17 protein-coding genes are annotated in these 14,398 nt (G+C 71.9%); 4 read left to right on the forward strand and 13 right to left on the reverse strand.

Annotation, left to right across the window (positions count from 1 at the left end; translation table 11 throughout):
* Positions 1–2: 2 nt before the first annotated feature.
* The 5 genes from JJ685_RS18875 to JJ685_RS18895 all read right to left on the reverse strand — a co-directional run bounded on the left by JJ685_RS18875 (position 3) and on the right by JJ685_RS18895 (position 4,649).
* On the reverse strand, positions 3–2,081 hold the full coding sequence (locus tag JJ685_RS18875) for a GspE/PulE family protein (protein WP_201675888.1): 2,079 nt from the start codon (positions 2,079–2,081) through the stop codon (positions 3–5).
* Between the two features lie 38 nt (positions 2,082–2,119).
* Positions 2,120–2,560, reverse strand: a complete 441-nt coding sequence (locus JJ685_RS18880) for a hypothetical protein (RefSeq protein ID WP_201675889.1) — start codon at positions 2,558–2,560, stop codon at positions 2,120–2,122.
* Complete coding sequence (locus JJ685_RS18885) at positions 2,557–3,315, reverse strand: pilin (protein ID WP_201675890.1); 759 nt, start codon at positions 3,313–3,315, stop codon at positions 2,557–2,559. The genes JJ685_RS18880 and JJ685_RS18885 overlap by 4 nt, the downstream gene beginning before the upstream one ends.
* Positions 3,316–3,462: 147 nt before the next feature.
* Complete coding sequence (locus JJ685_RS18890; protein WP_201675891.1) at positions 3,463–4,341, reverse strand: NAD(P)-dependent oxidoreductase; 879 nt, start codon at positions 4,339–4,341, stop codon at positions 3,463–3,465.
* An 80-nt stretch (positions 4,342–4,421) separates the two neighbouring features.
* Positions 4,422–4,649, reverse strand: a complete 228-nt coding sequence (locus JJ685_RS18895) for a YodC family protein (RefSeq protein WP_201675892.1) — start codon at positions 4,647–4,649, stop codon at positions 4,422–4,424.
* A gap of 163 nt (positions 4,650–4,812) precedes the next feature.
* Here JJ685_RS18895 and JJ685_RS18900 point away from each other — a divergent pair, with 163 nt between their 5' ends.
* A complete protein-coding gene (locus tag JJ685_RS18900) occupies positions 4,813–5,853 on the forward strand; it encodes a DnaJ C-terminal domain-containing protein (protein WP_201675893.1) in 1,041 nt (346 codons plus the stop codon).
* A gap of 3 nt (positions 5,854–5,856) precedes the next feature.
* Here the strand turns inward: JJ685_RS18900 and JJ685_RS18905 are convergent, their stop codons facing one another.
* From JJ685_RS18905 to JJ685_RS18915, 3 genes are all read right to left on the reverse strand, one after another.
* A complete protein-coding gene (locus tag JJ685_RS18905; RefSeq protein WP_330901804.1) occupies positions 5,857–6,207 on the reverse strand; it encodes a c-type cytochrome in 351 nt (116 codons plus the stop codon).
* A gap of 10 nt (positions 6,208–6,217) precedes the next feature.
* Positions 6,218–7,069, reverse strand: a complete 852-nt coding sequence (locus JJ685_RS18910) for a 3-hydroxybutyryl-CoA dehydrogenase (protein WP_201675894.1) — start codon at positions 7,067–7,069, stop codon at positions 6,218–6,220.
* 61 nt (positions 7,070–7,130) lie between these two features.
* Positions 7,131–7,337 (reverse strand): DUF3820 family protein, encoded by a 207-nt coding sequence (locus JJ685_RS18915; protein WP_201675895.1) that lies wholly within the window; start codon positions 7,335–7,337, stop codon positions 7,131–7,133.
* Between the two features lie 49 nt (positions 7,338–7,386).
* On the opposite strand from JJ685_RS18915, the gene JJ685_RS18920 reads away from it, so the two are divergent.
* The 3 genes from JJ685_RS18920 to JJ685_RS18930 all read left to right on the forward strand — a co-directional run bounded on the left by JJ685_RS18920 (position 7,387) and on the right by JJ685_RS18930 (position 10,141).
* The gene (locus JJ685_RS18920) at positions 7,387–8,319 is read left to right on the forward strand and encodes a LysR family transcriptional regulator (protein WP_201675896.1); all 933 of its coding nucleotides are present in this window, start codon (positions 7,387–7,389) and stop codon (positions 8,317–8,319) included.
* A gap of 307 nt (positions 8,320–8,626) precedes the next feature.
* Positions 8,627–9,238 carry a YceI family protein gene (locus tag JJ685_RS18925; protein ID WP_201675897.1) on the forward strand — a complete coding sequence of 204 codons (612 nt, stop codon included), beginning with the start codon at positions 8,627–8,629 and terminating at the stop codon, positions 9,236–9,238.
* 57 nt (positions 9,239–9,295) lie between these two features.
* Positions 9,296–10,141, forward strand: coding sequence for a hypothetical protein (locus tag JJ685_RS18930; RefSeq protein ID WP_201675898.1), 846 nt, complete (start codon positions 9,296–9,298; stop codon positions 10,139–10,141).
* A gap of 57 nt (positions 10,142–10,198) precedes the next feature.
* On the opposite strand, the gene JJ685_RS18935 is transcribed toward JJ685_RS18930, so the two are convergent.
* Genes JJ685_RS18935 through JJ685_RS18955 form a run of 5 tightly spaced genes read right to left on the reverse strand, consistent with a single transcriptional unit; the run spans position 10,199 to position 14,303 of the window.
* Complete coding sequence (locus tag JJ685_RS18935) at positions 10,199–10,744, reverse strand: Spy/CpxP family protein refolding chaperone (RefSeq protein WP_201675899.1); 546 nt, start codon at positions 10,742–10,744, stop codon at positions 10,199–10,201.
* Positions 10,745–10,754: 10 nt separating this feature from the next.
* On the reverse strand, positions 10,755–11,747 hold the full coding sequence (locus tag JJ685_RS18940) for an NAD(P)-dependent oxidoreductase (protein WP_201675900.1): 993 nt from the start codon (positions 11,745–11,747) through the stop codon (positions 10,755–10,757).
* Positions 11,711–11,941, reverse strand: coding sequence for a hypothetical protein (locus JJ685_RS18945; RefSeq protein WP_201675901.1), 231 nt, complete (start codon positions 11,939–11,941; stop codon positions 11,711–11,713). The genes JJ685_RS18940 and JJ685_RS18945 overlap by 37 nt, the downstream gene beginning before the upstream one ends.
* Entirely contained in the window at positions 11,938–12,336 is a 399-nt protein-coding gene (locus JJ685_RS18950) for a hypothetical protein (protein ID WP_201675902.1), read from the reverse strand. Before JJ685_RS18950 ends, JJ685_RS18945 begins: the two co-directional genes overlap by 4 nt.
* Positions 12,333–14,303: an oxidoreductase gene (locus JJ685_RS18955; RefSeq protein WP_201675903.1), complete on the reverse strand. Its 1,971-nt coding sequence runs from the start codon at positions 14,301–14,303 to the stop codon at positions 12,333–12,335. The genes JJ685_RS18950 and JJ685_RS18955 overlap by 4 nt, the downstream gene beginning before the upstream one ends.
* Between the last annotated feature and the right edge of the window lie 95 nt (positions 14,304–14,398).

The raw sequence follows: 14,398 nt of genomic DNA on the forward strand, positions 1-14,398 counted from the left end.
CTTCACTCGCCGCGGTCCAGCGCGGCACCGACGTCGCGGTCGAACGCCGCGATGGCTTCGCGCAGCAGGGCGGGCAGCAGGGCATCGCTGGCGGGCCGCTCGCGCACGATCACGCCCGGGCGCTCCAGCAGGCAGGCGTCCACCGCTGCGCCGCCTTCGAGCAGGCCCACGATGGGGATCGCGGCGCCGCCCAGGGTGTCGCGCAAGGCCAGCAAGGCTTGCGCCTGCGCCGGCGGCAGGCCGGAGATGCGCGTCACGATGGCCACGGCGGCCCCATCCCGGGCCAGGAACTCGCGGGCGCCGGCGGCGCTGTCCGCTTCGAGCACGGGGTAGCCGCCCTGGCGGATGGCGTCCACGGCCTTGCTGCGCTGCCCGGCATCGGCCCAGATCACCAGGACCGGCGCGTCCGTGGCCTCCGCAGGGGCACGGGGCACGAAGGTGTCGCGGTACGCTGCCACGCCGTGGGCGCGCGCGAGGTCCAGCCAGAAGTCGGAGCCGAGTTCGCGCAGCACTTCCTCCAGGCTGGTTTCGCCGCTGCGCAGCCGGTCGGCGGCGCTTTCGGCCAGGGTCCGCATGCCTCCCTGGCGGGCCATTGCACGCAGATGCTGCAAGGGGCGGCCGGTCTCGACCAGTTCCGCCATCTCCCGCGTGAACTCCATCACCTGGCAGATCGGGAGCCGCCCCCGGTAGCCGGTGTCGCCGCACTCGGCGCAGCCCCTGGCGGCCATCAGCCGCGGGATGGCGGCGTGGGTCGCGAGCCAATGCGCGCCGCCACCGCTCGAAGGCGCGGGCCGCGCGCAGGCCGGGCACAACCTGCGCACCAGCCGCTGGGCCGACGCGCCCGCCAGCGCCTCCCCCATCAGCTGCGGCGTGACGCCCAGGTCCAGCAGGCGGGGCACCGTCGTCACTGCGTCGTTGCTGTGCAGGGACGCGAGCACCATGTGGCCCGTGATCGCCGCCTGCACGGCGATCTGGGCCGTTTCGCGGTCGCGGATCTCGCCGATCATCACGATGTCGGGGTCCTGCCGCAGCACGGAGCGCAGCGCGCTGGCGAAGGTCAGGTCCGCCTTGGTGTTGACCTCGATCTGGGCCAGCCAGGGCAGGCGGATCTCGACCGGATCCTCCACCGTGGAGATGTTCACGCCGGGGTCGTTGCGTTCGGCCAGCGCGCTGTACAGGGTCGTGGTCTTGCCGGAGCCCGTCGGGCCGGTGACCAGCACGATGCCCTGGCCGCGCGACAGCAGCCCGCTCAGCTGGTCCAGCTCGGGCTGGCCGAGGCCCCCCTCCTGCAGCGTGCGCGCCTTCATGCTGCCCAGGATGCGGGCGACGAGCTTCTCCTCGCCGTTGGCGGGCACCGTGGAGATGCGCACGTCGTGCGTCCGCCCGTGCAGGCGCAGCCGCAGCCGGCCATCCTGCGGCCGCATGCGGTCGGTGGGGTCCATCGCGGCGACGAGCTTGATGCGCGCGACCAGCCGCAGCATCACCGCGTTCTGCAGGCTGGCGACGCGCTGCAGGACGCCGTCGATGCGCATGCGCACGACCCCGCCGGGCCCTTGCGCCTGGATGTGGATGTCGCTGGCGCCGCGGTCCACGGCGAGGCGGAAGATGCGGTTGCACAGGCGCACGATGGCCGGCTCCGAGTCCGCGGCCGCGTCGATGTCGATGCCGATGTCCTCGGTGCCGGTCTTCGCTTCGCCTTCGCCGGGCTCCGGCGGCGGCTGCTCGCGCAAGGCGTCTGGCGGAGCGATGCTCAGGATCGCGGGCAGCCGGGTCATGAACTGCAGCACGCGTGGCAGCTCGACATCCGTCGGGTCCGCGATCGCCACCTCGATGCCCGCGGGCGTGCGGCGCAGCACGCGGATCAGGCGGTCGCGGTAGGCCTCCGGCGGCAGCGCGGTCGCGGCTTCGCCGTCGATGTCGCGCAGGTCGGCCAGCGGCAGCTCGAAGCGGTGCGACAGCAACTGGGCGAGTTCGGGCGGCGCCATGCCCGCCGCGGCGCAGACCTCCGTCCAGGCCTCCTCGATGGTGCAGGAAGCGAGGGTCGCCGGCAGCCTGGCCGGCTGCAGGCGACCGGCAGCCACGAGGACGTCTCCCAGCCAGCGATGGTCGCGCCTGGAGATCACGGCCGGGCCCCGGCGGACACGAAGGTGCTGTGCTCGACCCCCTCGCTGTCGCGGATGCTGAGGCGGGCGCCCCCGGGGTGGGGCTGCACCTGCACGTCGGCGGCGACCGGAAGTTCGTCGCCCAGCCGCGCGGGCGCCCGTCCGTGCCGGCGCATGTAGTCGTGCGTCCATTCCGCCGCCATCAGGAGGATCACCTGGGGTGCGTGGCGCAGGTCCACCTCCGAGGGCCCCTCGACCCGCAGGCTGGTCCAGCCGAGCGCCGAAACGAGCACCGCGCAGACCGCGACGATGCGCAGGCGGCGAGTGCGCCGCAGCTGGCGGGCGGGACCGCTGCGCTGGGCGCGCATCCGCGCGGTGACGGCCTCGGAAGCCGCGGCCTCCCGCTGCGCGTCCTTCAGGTCCTGCTGCAGTTCGAGATCCTCCCGGGTCCGGATCATCGGCCCTCTCCAGGCTTGCGGTCGGGCCGGCAGTTGCCGCCCTGGCCCGCCGGGTGCCAGCCGGGCGGGCACCCCCCGGCGTCCGCGACGGGACGGCACCTGCCGCTCTGGCCCTTCGCTTCCTCGCCGGGCCCGCAGGCCGGCGGCGCGTTCGGCGGCGAAGTCGCCACCGGAGGCGCAGGCGTCTCCGCGGGCAGGGGCGGCGCCGCGGGAGACGCCGGCACCGCAGGTGCCTGGGGAGGCGCCGGCACGGCGGGCGCCTGGGGCGGCGGCGCCGCGGCGGACTCTTCGCCGTAATCCGCGATGGGAAAGACGAAGCTGCGCTCCGACAGCCAGGCCGCCTCGAAGCCGGCTTTTTCGACCTCGCGATGGAGCAGCCAGAGCCTTTCCGTGCTGCCGGTGGTGTCCGCCACGAGTCCGTAGCTGCTGTGCGTCCCCGGGGAACGAAGCACGTCGGCGGGCATGTGCACCAGTTGCAGGCGCAATCCCCTGCCATCCTGGAACTGCGTGTCCGGCAGCTGGCCGGCCAGGGCGCTGGGCGCCGTGCCAGGGCGGGAGCCCCCGATCAGGTCGAGCCGGCCGCCGCGCGCCTCGATCTCCACGACCTTGCGGATGTGGCCGATGTCGACCAGTTGCTGCGCGAGGGATGCGCGCTCCGTGACCTGCTGGTACGCGCGCACCGCGACGGCCCCCAGGAGGCCGACGATGGCTGCCGTGACGACGAACTCGACCAGGGTGAAGCCACTATGCTTCATGAACCCTCCGCGCGGTGTTGCGATTCTGCGGCGAGGCGCAGGGGACTGCCAGCGGAAGGGTTGTAACGCGCGGGGCGGCTCGCAAGCGGGCCGCGGCCAGCGCTGGCGTGGGACCTAGGTCCCATAGGCCGGCGGCCCGGCCGCGTGTTATCCGCGCGGCGCGGCGAGCAGGGTGACGAGCTCCGGAACGAAGGTGTCTGCCCCCGAGCGGGCCAGCGCGCCTTCCAGCGTCGACAGCACCGCCGCCGCGATCTCCTTCGCCGCCGCCGCATCGGACGCCATGGCGTTGTAGTAGTCGAGGTCCTTGCGCGCGTTGGCGATCGTGAACTTCAGTCCGGTGGGATCGTTCGCCAGCAGGAAGGGCTTCATGCGCTCCAGCGCGATGCCGCCGCCACCGCCCTTGGCCAGCACCTCGGCGAAGGCGTCGAGGGCCACGCCGCTGCGGCGCGCGCAGGCGGCGGCTTCCGCGATCAGCGTGACCATGCCCAGCGACACGTAGTTGTGCAGCAGTTTCATGCCGTGGCCCGCGCCCACGGGGCCGACGTGCGTGATGTTCTCGGCGAAGCACTGCAGCACCGGCCGGCACTCCTCCAGCAGCGCGGCGTCGCCGCCCACCAGCAGGTTCAGGCGGCCTTCGGCGGCCTCCTTCGGCGTGCGGGTCATGGGGGCATCGAGGAAGCGCGACCCGGCCTGTTGCACCGCCGCGGCGACCCGCACGGTGGACGAGGGGACGGCGGTGGAGCAGTCGATCACGATGCTGCCCGGACGCAGGCCTTCGAGCAGGCCGCCGGGGCCCGTCACCACGGCTTCCACCTGCGGCGAACCGGTGAGCACGGTGACCACGATCTCGGAGGCGGCGGCCAGTTCCTTCGCGCTGCTGAAGCCGCGCGCGCCGCCCGCCTTGAGTGCCTCCAGCGGCTGGTTGCCGGGATGCTCGAACAGCGCCAGCGCGTGGCCGTGCTTCTGCAGGTTGCTCGCGATGCCATGGCCCATCAGGCCGATGCCCACCATGCCGATTTTCTTCATGCGTCTGCCTCCTCGGGGCGCATCCTAACCCGCTGCGGGCTGGCCCCATGGCGGGCCCGGCCGGAAGGGACCGGAGCGGCTCAGGGCGCGGAGGATGGGGGCGGACCGAAGGCCGCGAGGCCGTGCAGATCCTGCTCGGGGTGCGCCACCAGCGCCGGGCTGCGCCGGTGCCGGCTGATGTCTTCCAGGGAGCTGAAGAGGAAGGTGCCCTGGTGCAGGTCCACGCCCGCATACCACTGGCAATAGGCCGAATCGCCGCTCACCGCGCGCACGATCATGGGCGGGCCGCCGGCCTTCAGCCGGACCACGTCTCCTGCCTCGAATTGGGATCGCCTCTGCACTGGCGCATTGTCCGGTCTTGCGGGCGCGTCGACTGAGCTTCAGGAGCCGCACTGTGCGTAGGACGCCGCTGACAGGCGGGAAACCCAGCGTCCGCATCGTGAAGCCCTGCTGGGCTACCATCGTGGCAGCGTGAATGTCGAAGATTCCTACCGAGAACTGGGGCTCGCACCCGATTCCACCGATGCCGAGGTGAAGGCCGCGTGGCGGCGCCTCGCCGCCCGCTGGCACCCGGACCGCAACAGCAGCCCGCATGCGCTGCGCAAGATCCAGCGCATCAACCGCGCGCTGGAGGAGATCCGCCGTTTCCGCGCCAGCAACTTCGGCCCGCTCACCGATTTCGACGGCGGCGCCGCGGCGCCGCCGTCGCGGCCCGCGCCGGAGCGCACGCTGCTGCACACCGTGCACCTGTCGCTGGAAGAGGCCATCGCCGGCTGCATCAAGGACCTGGAGGGCGAGGTCGCGGAGCACTGCATCGCCTGCAGTGCCACGGGGCTGCAGAGGCACGCCAGCGAGTGCCGCGACTGCCGGGGCACGGGCCAGGTGCGGCAGACGCTGTGGTTCTCCTGGGTCGCTTCGCCGATGAAGTGCAAGGCCTGCGACGGCCGCGGCTCGCAGCGCCACGCCTGTGCGGTGTGCGAAGGCACGGGCAAGGCGCCAGCGCGCAAGTACCGTTGTCGCGCCCGCATCCCGGCGGGCGTGCGGGCGGGGGACCTGCTGCACGTGTCGGCCAACCTGCACGGCCGCCACGCCGGCGAGAAGGTGGCGCTGGAGGTGCGGGTCGAACTCCTGCCGCACGAGTTCTTCACGGTGGACGAGGACGGCACCGTGCGCTGCGAGTTGCCGGTGGACGGCTTCGCCTGGATCGCCAACCGCTGGACCGAGGTGCCCACGCCCTCGGGCCTGCAGCAGATGCGCCTGCGGCGCGGCTACCACACCTACCGCATCAAGGGCGAGGGCTTCCCGGGCGCGGACGGCGAGCGGGCCGACTGCATCGTCACCGTGGTGCCGCTGTTCCCGGAGGAATTCAGCAAGGCGCAGGAGGCGCAGATCGACAAGCTGATCGGCGCCAACTCGCGCTCCGCCGGCACCGAGGCGCACCGGCGCACCTCGGCGTGGCAGCAGGCCGTGAAGGATTGGGCCGCGCGGCGCGACGGGAAGCCCGCCGCCTGAGTCCTACTTCTGTTCGAGGATCCAGCGCACCAGGTTGCGGACCTGCGCCAGGTCGTTCGCCGGCACGGTCCTGACGACCTTGTGCGGCTCCTCGTGGCCGTCGGGGAAGGTGGCCGGCTCGCCGCTGGTGAGGTGCTTCAGCAGCGCCTCCTCCGCGTTCGGCCGGCCGGCCAGGCCGCGCGCGGTGCGCCGGAAGGACGGCCCGTCCTTGTCGGCGGCCACCGAGTGGCACTTCGTGCAGTTGTTCGCCCGCAGCAGCGCCTGCGCCGCCTCGGTGTCCGCCGCCGCGGCGGCGGACGCGGCGCAGCCGGCCCCTCCCAGGACGAGGCCGGCGGCCAGCCATGCGTACTTCACGCGATGGCGCTCAGGCGTAGTCGTAGAAGCCGCGGCCGGTCTTGCGGCCCAGGCGGCCGGCGGCCACCATTTCCTTCAGCAGCGGCGCCGGGCGGTACTTGGGATCATTGAAGCCCTCGTAGAACACGTTCATCACCGACAGCATCGTGTCCAGGCCGATCAGGTCGGCCAGCGCCAGCGGGCCGATCGGCTGGTTGCAGCCCAGGCGCATGCCGGTGTCGATGTCCTCCGCGCTCGCCAGCCCTTCCTGCAGCGCGAAGATCGCCTCGTTGATCATCGGGCAGAGGATGCGGTTGACGACGAAGCCGGGGCTGTTCTTCGCCACGATGGGGGTCTTGCCGACCGCCTTCGCGAAGGCCTGCGCCTGCTGCAGCGTCTCGTCCGAAGTCTGCATGCCGCGGATCAGTTCCAGCAGCGCCATCATCGGCACCGGGTTGAAGAAGTGCATGCCGATCACGCGCTCGGGCCGCGACACCACCGCCGCCAGCTGGCTGATCGAGATCGACGAGGTGTTGGTGGCGACGACCGCCTCCTTGCGCACCAGGGCGTCGATCTGGCGCAGGATGCGCAGTTTCAGGTCCAGGTTCTCGGTGGCGGCCTCGATCACGATGTCGGCGGCGGCGATCGGCGCGTAGTCGGTGCTGCCCTGGATTCGGCCCAGCGCCGCGGTGCGGTCCGCCTCCGTCATCTTCTCCTTGCTGACGAGGCGCGCCAGGCTCTTGCCGACGGTGTCGATGCCGCGCTGCACGGCGGCGTCGTTGACGTCGACCATGATGACGCGCAGCCCGGACTGGGCGCAGATCTGGGCGATGCCGTTGCCCATGGTACCGGCGCCGATCACGGCGATGAGGGGATTGGTCATGAGTCCTCCTGAGTGGGGTGCAGACCGGGGATCGTAACAAGTGCGGCCCCCCGCCTCCCCCCTAACGGCGGAGGGGGTCGAGCAGGTGCTTGAGGCCGTTGTGGTCGATCTCGTGCATCAGCGCCAGCAGGCGGCCGATCTCGCCGGGCGGGAAGCCCTCGCGGGCAAACCAGTTCAGGTAGTTCCCCGGCAGGTCGGCGATCGGCGTGCCCTGGTACTTGCCGTAGGGCATCACGACTTGCAGCAGGCGTTCCAGCGGCTCGGACATGGCCCGATTGTCGCCCCACATAATCCGGCGGTTTGCGCAAGGAGGGGCCATGGACCGGCTGCAGTCGATGCGGGTGTTCCAGCAGGTGGTGGAGGAAGGCGGTTTCGCGGCGGCGGCCCGCAAGATGGGGCTGGCGACCGCGGTGGTGTCGCGGCTGGTGAGCGACCTGGAGCACCACCTGGGCGTGCGCCTCCTGCAGCGCACGACCCGCAGCCTGTCGCTGACGCAGGCGGGCGAGACCTACCTGGAACGGCTGCGCGGGATCCTGGGCGAGATCGAGGCCGCCGAGGCGATGGTGCAGGACCAGGACCGCGACATGAGCGGCACCGTGCGGGTTCTGGCCCCGCCGGTGGTGGCCGTGCACATGCTGGCGCAGGCCGTGGTGGGCTTCCAGCGCGCGCATCCCCACGTGAAGGTGGACGTGCAGGTGGAGGATTCGCCCGACCCCGCGGTGCACGAGTACGACCTCGCGGTGCTGAGCGGGGTGGCCAACATCGACCCCGGCTTCATCGTCCGCCCCCTCGTGTTCAGCCAGTCGGTCTTCTGCGCCTCGCCGGCCTACCTGGCGCAGTACGGCGAACCGGCCGCGCCGGGCGACCTGGCGCAACACCGGCTGCTGCGGCTGCGGCTGCCAGGGGTGCGTCCCGGCCCGCTGCAACTGCTGGACCCGTCGCACGAGGACCGCGTGCTGGAGCTGGAGGTCGCCCCTGTGTTGACGGCAAACCACACCGACACGCTGCTGCGCGCCACCCTCGAAGGCGGCGGCATCAGCAGCCAGCCGATCGACCTGGTCGCGCCCCTGCTGAAGGAAGGGCGCCTGCAACGGGTGCTGGCGCCCTGGATCACCGCGCGCATCAGCCTGCGTGCCGCGATGCCGAGCCGCAAGTTCATGCCCTCGCGCACGCGCGCCTTCCTGGACTACCTGATGGAGCACGCCCGCCGCACGATGGAAGGGCTGGAACTGGACGTGCCGCAGCCCTGAGCCCGCGCCGGCACGGTACGGCCGGGGCCCAGCGCCCCCGGATTAGCCCTTTTGTTGTCAAATCAGCAACAGCCCGATGCGCCCGGCGCACCCTCGCCAGCTGACTTCCGTCAACTGTCTTACAGGGAGCTGAACCCAGAATTCCCGCATCCTGCCGTCGGGATCCATCGCCGGGCATCATTGCGGGCCGTGTGCGTAAACGCACATCCCGCAGCCGGGCTGGCTCCTAAAGTGCGGGCTGCGCTGGCGGCAAGACCCGTCGACCGGGAACCGACCGATCCCAACCTTGAACCTGAGAGTAGCTTCCATGACCTTCCGCATCGCCTCGATCGCCATCGCCGCCGGCCTGGCCATGTCCGCCAGCGCCTTCGCCCAGGCCCCCGCCGCGCCGAACGCCGGCGCCGCCGCCCCGACCGGCACGTACAAGATCGACCCGGCGCACTCCGGCGCCTTCTTCGAGATCGGCCACCTCGGCGGCATCAGCCGCTTCATGGGCCGCTTCAACGACATCTCCGGCGACCTCGTCGTCGACGCTTCCGACAAGGCCAAGATCGCCGTCGCGATCAAGACCGACAGCATCGACACCAACCACGAAGGCCTGGACAAGCACCTGAAGAGCCCCGACTTCTTCAACTCGGTGCAGTTCCCGACCCTGACCTTCACTTCCTCCCACGTCCGGCTGGACGGCAAGGGCGAAGGCACCGTCTCCGGCAACCTGAACCTGCACGGCGTGACCAAGCCCGTGACGCTGAAGCTCAAGCAGATCGGCGCCGGCAAGGGCATGAAGGGCGAGCAGCGCGTGGGCTACGTCGCCACCACCACCATCAAGCGCACCGATTTCGGCATGAACTACGCCGTGCCGGCCGCGGCCACCGACGAAGTCGACCTGCGCATCAACATCGAAGCGATCAAGCAGTAATTGCGTTCCGGCCGGCCCCGCGGGGCCGGTCTTTCTTCCGAAGGAGTAGTCATCGTCATGCCGGAAAATTCGCTCGTGCTTCAGCTGCTGTGCCAGAGCGCCCTCGTGCCCGCGCTCGTGGCCCTGGCCGTGCTGGCTGCAAGCCGTGCGCTGCGGCTGAACGCCGTGGCGGCAGTGGCTGCAGCCTTCATCGCCTCCTATGCCGCGACGCTGCACGCGCAGTGGTCGCTGGTCCCGCACGTGGCCCTGGACTGGATGCCCTGGATCGCCGTGGGCGCCGCCGGCGCCGCCCTGGCCGTGGAGCGAAGCTCCGGCGCCGCCCGCCCGGCCCTGCGGCTGGTGGTCGGCCTCGTGATCGCCGCCGTCGTGGCCTCGGGCGCGCTCGCCAGCCTCGGTGTCGCCAAGACGGCCGTGGCCGTGGTGGTCGCCGGCGCCGTGATCGCGGCCGTGTGGTCCGCGTTCGGCGCGGCGCCCGAGGGTGGCGCCCGCCACCCCCTGCTGCTGGCCGTCGTCGCCGGGGGCACCGGCCTGGCGCTCATGCTGGATTCCAGCCAGCAGATCGGCCAGCTCAGTGGCGCGCTCGCCGTGGCGCTGGGCGTCTGCATGCTGGTGAACCTGCCGCGGACCCGCGTGGCCTTCCCGCCGGCGGCCTCCGGTGTGGCGGTCCTGCTGCTCGGCGCCCTGATCCTCAACGCATACCTGTATGCCGGCTTCTCGCTGGGCTACGTCGTGCTGCTGGTCATAGCGCTGCTGGCGGATTCGCTGCTGGCGGCCGGCGTGCGGCTGCGTGGCCGCACCCTGCACCCGACTTCCTGGATTCCGGCGGCGGTGCTGACCGTGATCCCCGTGGCCGCCACCATCGCGATGGTGCTGAAGGCCGCGCAGGAGCACGGCGGGTACTGATCCCCGACGCGTCCATCGGACCCAGGCCGCCCGCGCAAGCCGGCGGCCTTTCTCTTTTCAGTGGCGGTGCTGGTGCCCGCCCGCGCCGCCGCCCTGGCCGTCGTAGCCGCGCAGGCGCGCGTAATACTGGACCTGCTCGGGCCGCAGCAGCGCCGCCTGCGCGAGATGCGTCTTCAGGTGCTCGAAGCGCAGCTCCCCCTGCAGGCGGGCGATCTCCGCCGTGGCGCGCCGCACCGAGGCCTCGTCGGCGCGCCGGCTCGCGAACAGCTCGTCGAGCGCGCGCTCGGCCTCCACGATGGACGCGCCCAGCTGGCTCGCCGCCGCCTTGTGCTCCGCGAGCAGCTTGCGAGTGGCATCGCGCTGCTGGGGCGACAGTTGCAGGTGGCTGGCGAGCTCCAGCACGTGGGTGGGGCCGGGATAGCCATTGAGCTCCGCCGCCTTGGCGGCGCCCATGCCCTGCCCTTCCAGCAGGGCGGTGCGGTCCTCCTCGGACAGCGCCTTGATCGCACGCGCCTGCTGCCCGGCGTAGGGGCCGGGCGCGACCTGCGCGAACGCGGGTCCGGCCAGCGCGGCGACGACGATGAGCGTGTTCTTCAACGACATGGATCTTCCTTCAGCGGGACGACAGGGTGGACCAGCGTGCCAGGATGGCCTCGCGGGCTTCGGGATTGCACAGGTGGCGCGGCAGCTCGCCGGCGAACATCGCCAGCAGCTGCGCCAGCACGCCCTCGCTCATGCGGCGCATGCTTTCCTGCGTGATGCCGGCCAGGTGCGGGGAGAGCAGCACGGTCGGCAACGCGCGCAGGGGCGAGTCGGCCGGCAGCGGCTGGCGCGCGAACACGTCGAGGGCGGCGCCGGCGAGCCGGCCGGAGCGCAGCGCCTCGACCAGCGCCGCCTCGTCGATCACGGGGCCGCGCGCCACGTTCACCAGCCGCGCACCGGGCTTCAGCAGGGCGAGTTCGGCCGCGCCGACCAGGCCGCGCGTCGCCTCGGTGAGCGGGCAGGCCAGCACCAGGTAGTCGGCTTCCGGCAGCGCCTGCTGCAGCGTCACGTGCCGCACGGTGTCGCTGTCCGCCGCCGGCGAGCGGCGCACGCCCAGCACACGCATGCCGAAGCCGTGCGCGCAGATGCGCGCCAGCGCCTGCCCGATGTGGCCCATGCCGACGATGGCCAGCGTCTTGCCGCCCAGGTCGCTGGCCTCGTCGGCGAGCTCGCGGGCGGCGCCCCAGGATTCCTGGCGCAGCCGCGCGTCGATGCGCGGCAGCCGGCGCGCGAGGTTCAGCATCTGCGCCACGGCGTATTCGGCCACGGTCGCGGCGTTCACGCCGGGCACGTTCGCCACCGCGATGCCGTGGGCGCCGGCCTGCGGCAGGGGGATCATGTCCACCCCGGCCCCGTGGCGCACGGCGGCGCGCAGGCGCGGCGTGTGCTCGAACAGGTCCTCCGGCAGCGCGGCCCGGACCACGAGGTAGTCCGCGTCGCGGGCCTCGCGGCGCAGCGTGGCGGCGTCGACGGCGCTCGCGAGCCGCACCTCGGCATGGCGGCCCAGTTCGGCGGCGGCTTGCGGGGCTATCGGGTTGGTGAGGAAGACGATGGTGCGGGGCATGGCGAAGCCATTGTCGCCGCGGAGTCCCGCTTCGTCGCCGCGAATGCGTCCAGGGCCTGCCGGTATTCGGCCAGCGCCTGCGCCGCCACCGGCGTGCCGCATTCGTAGCAGCTGCCCGTCATGCGGTCGAACCAGCGGCAGCCGCAGCCGTCGCAGGCCAGTTCGGGGGCGCCGGCCGGATTGCGGAAGATCATCGGCAGGCTCCCATGAAGGCGAAGCCCAGCTCGGTGAGCAGCTCCTCGAAGCCGCGCTCCTCGAGATGGCAGCGCCGGCGCAGGATGTAGCAGACGATGTCGCCGCTGCGGATGCCGGAGCGCAGCAGCCCGAACACGGCGTCGCCGCGGGCGGCTCGCAGGCCGGCCAGGGCCGCGTCGTCGGCGGCCAGTGCGATGTCGGCGCCGCTCTCGGCGAAGCCGGGGAAAGGCTCGACGCAGGCCGTGACGCCCTCCTCCTCCACCTGCCACAGGAGCATCGTGCCCGGCTGCCCGCGCGCGACCAGCGCGACGCGCGCGCCCGCGTCCAGGGGGCCGAACAGGTCCGGGCGGCGCTGCGCCGCCGCCTGCCAGGCCGCGACGTCCGGCCCGCTCACAGCCGCACGCCCAGGCGGAAACCCTCCTGGATCGCCTGCTCCAGCCCGCGCGGAACCAGCGCGTCGCCCACGCCATGCAGTTCGTCCACCATCCACTCGAACTCGCGCAGCAGCGCATGGGCCGGCGCCAGCTCGCCCGCGAGGATGACGCTGTCGGCCGGCAGGAACTCGTGCTCGCCCTTCGCACCGACGATGGTCGCGCCTTCGGCATCGACCCGCACCAGCCGGCTCGAAGTGCGGCAGGGGATGCCCAGCTCCTCCACCCAGGACGCATGGCGCCACTTGAACGAGGGTTTCACGTCGCCGGCGATGCGCTTGTCCTGCTCCACCACCGTGACGTCGGCGCCCTGGTGCTTGCGAAGCGACTCGGCCAGGGTCAGGCCGATCTTGCCGCCGCCCACGACCACCACGCGCCTGCCGGGCTGCACGCGGCCGTGCGCCACGTCCAGCGCATCGAGCATGCGTTCGGCGCCGGGCACGTGGGCGTAGCGCGGCCTGTCGATGCGCGCGCCGGCCGCCACGACGCACACGTCGTACTGGTGCAGCACGCTGCGCAGGAACTTCGCGTGGACCTCCGTCCCGAGGCGCAGTTCGATCCCGAGCTTGCGCGCCATCACCTCGTAGTGCGACACCACCGACAGCAGGTCGTCCGGCCGCGCGAGATCGTTGCGCGCATAGGCGAGCAGGTTGCCGCCGATGTGGCCGGCCTTGTCGAACACGGTGACCTCGTGGCCCCGCTTCGCGGCGGTGATGGCGCACTCCATGCCCGCGGGCCCGGCGCCGATCACCATCACCTTCTTCTTCACCGCCGCCGGCGTGACGTGGTACTCCGGCTCGACCTCGTGGCCCAACGCCGGGTTCATGGTGCAGGTGTAGGGCAGGTCGCGGAACAGGCGCGACAGGCAGTTCAGCGAGCCGATGCAGCGCCGCACCTCGTCGAGCCGGTCCTCGGCGGCCTTGTGGACCAGGTCGGGGTCGGCCAGCAGCGGCCGGCACACCTCCCAGAAATCGAACACGCCCTCGCGCAGGCAGTCGTCGGCCATGCGCGGGTCGGGCAGGCGGTTGCCGAAGGTGATCAGCGTGTCGGGGAAGCTCTTCTTCGCCCGCTCGGCGAGGTAGTTCCAGTGGCCCGGGGGGATATCGCGGCCGATGGAGGACTCGGGCGCCTCCTGCCAGCCCACGGTGACGCTGATCATGTCCACGCCTGCGTCCACCGCCTGCTGCATCAGCTCGAAGCACTCGTCCTCGGTGTTGCCGCCCCACTTGTCCATCAGTTCGGCGCCGTTGAGGCGCACGATCAGCGGATGGTCCGGCGTGGCCTGCTTGATGCCGTCGATCAGCTCGCGCATGAAGCGGCCGCGGTTGAAGAGCGAGCCGCCGTATTCGTCGGTGCGCTGGTTGGTGAAGCGCGAATTGAAGTTGGCCAGCAGGTAGCCCATGAAGCTGGTGATCTCGGTGCCGTCGAAGCCGGCGCGGATGGCGCGGTCGGCGGCCTCGGCGTGCTGGCGGATGCAGTCGCGGATCTCCTGCTGCGTCATGACCTTCGGCGGGCGGAAGTGCGGCAGCGTCTGCGGCACGTCGGAGGGCTGGATGCAGTAGCCCAGGTCGATGCCGCCGTAGCGGCCCGCGTGCAGGATCTGCTGGATGGCCACCGCGCCCTGCTCCTTGATGTCCCGCGCGATGCGCTCGAACTGGGGCAGGAACTTGTCGTCGAAGATCGCGACCTGGCGGAAGTAGGCCTTGCCTTCGCCGAGCGGGTCGGGATACGCGCCCTGGTTGGTGACGATCCCGCAGCCGGTGCGCGCGATCACGCGCATGCGGGCCAGCTCGCGCTCGGTGATGTGGCCGTCGCGGGTGTTGTAGTTGGACACGCAGCAGGCGCCGTACTTGATGCGGTTGCGCGTCGCGAAACGGCCCAGGCGGCCAGGCTGGAACAGGGAGGGAAGCTTGGCTTCGCCTGCTTTCATGCATGTCTCCTCACGGGGTCTGCGCCCCGCCCCATCATTGGGACTTCACGCGGACGCGACACTGATCGGGCTCAAGGTCGTCCCATCCTTCCCCC

The organism is Ramlibacter monticola, from assembly GCF_016722785.1.
In the GTDB taxonomy this organism is placed as follows: domain Bacteria; phylum Pseudomonadota; class Gammaproteobacteria; order Burkholderiales; family Burkholderiaceae_C; genus Ramlibacter; species Ramlibacter monticola.

Bases quoted from the DNA above. Each gene is read 5' to 3' on its own strand.
- JJ685_RS18880 (WP_201675889.1), bottom strand. From the start codon at position 2,560: ATGATCCGGACCCGGGAGGATCTCGAACTGCAGCAGGACCTGAAGGAC.
- JJ685_RS18885 (WP_201675890.1), bottom strand. From the start codon at position 3,315: ATGAAGCATAGTGGCTTCACCCTGGTCGAGTTCGTCGTCACGGCAGCC.
- JJ685_RS18890 (WP_201675891.1), bottom strand. From the start codon at position 4,341: ATGAAGAAAATCGGCATGGTGGGCATCGGCCTGATGGGCCATGGCATC.
- JJ685_RS18910 (WP_201675894.1), bottom strand. From the start codon at position 7,069: ATGACCAATCCCCTCATCGCCGTGATCGGCGCCGGTACCATGGGCAAC.
- JJ685_RS18915 (WP_201675895.1), bottom strand. From the start codon at position 7,337: ATGTCCGAGCCGCTGGAACGCCTGCTGCAAGTCGTGATGCCCTACGGC.
- JJ685_RS18920 (WP_201675896.1), top strand. From the start codon at position 7,387: ATGGACCGGCTGCAGTCGATGCGGGTGTTCCAGCAGGTGGTGGAGGAA.
- JJ685_RS18925 (WP_201675897.1), top strand. From the start codon at position 8,627: ATGACCTTCCGCATCGCCTCGATCGCCATCGCCGCCGGCCTGGCCATG.
- JJ685_RS18930 (WP_201675898.1), top strand. From the start codon at position 9,296: ATGCCGGAAAATTCGCTCGTGCTTCAGCTGCTGTGCCAGAGCGCCCTC.
- JJ685_RS18935 (WP_201675899.1), bottom strand. From the start codon at position 10,744: ATGTCGTTGAAGAACACGCTCATCGTCGTCGCCGCGCTGGCCGGACCC.
- JJ685_RS18940 (WP_201675900.1), bottom strand. From the start codon at position 11,747: ATGCCCCGCACCATCGTCTTCCTCACCAACCCGATAGCCCCGCAAGCC.
- JJ685_RS18945 (WP_201675901.1), bottom strand. From the start codon at position 11,941: ATGATCTTCCGCAATCCGGCCGGCGCCCCCGAACTGGCCTGCGACGGC.
- JJ685_RS18955 (WP_201675903.1), bottom strand. From the start codon at position 14,303: ATGAAAGCAGGCGAAGCCAAGCTTCCCTCCCTGTTCCAGCCTGGCCGC.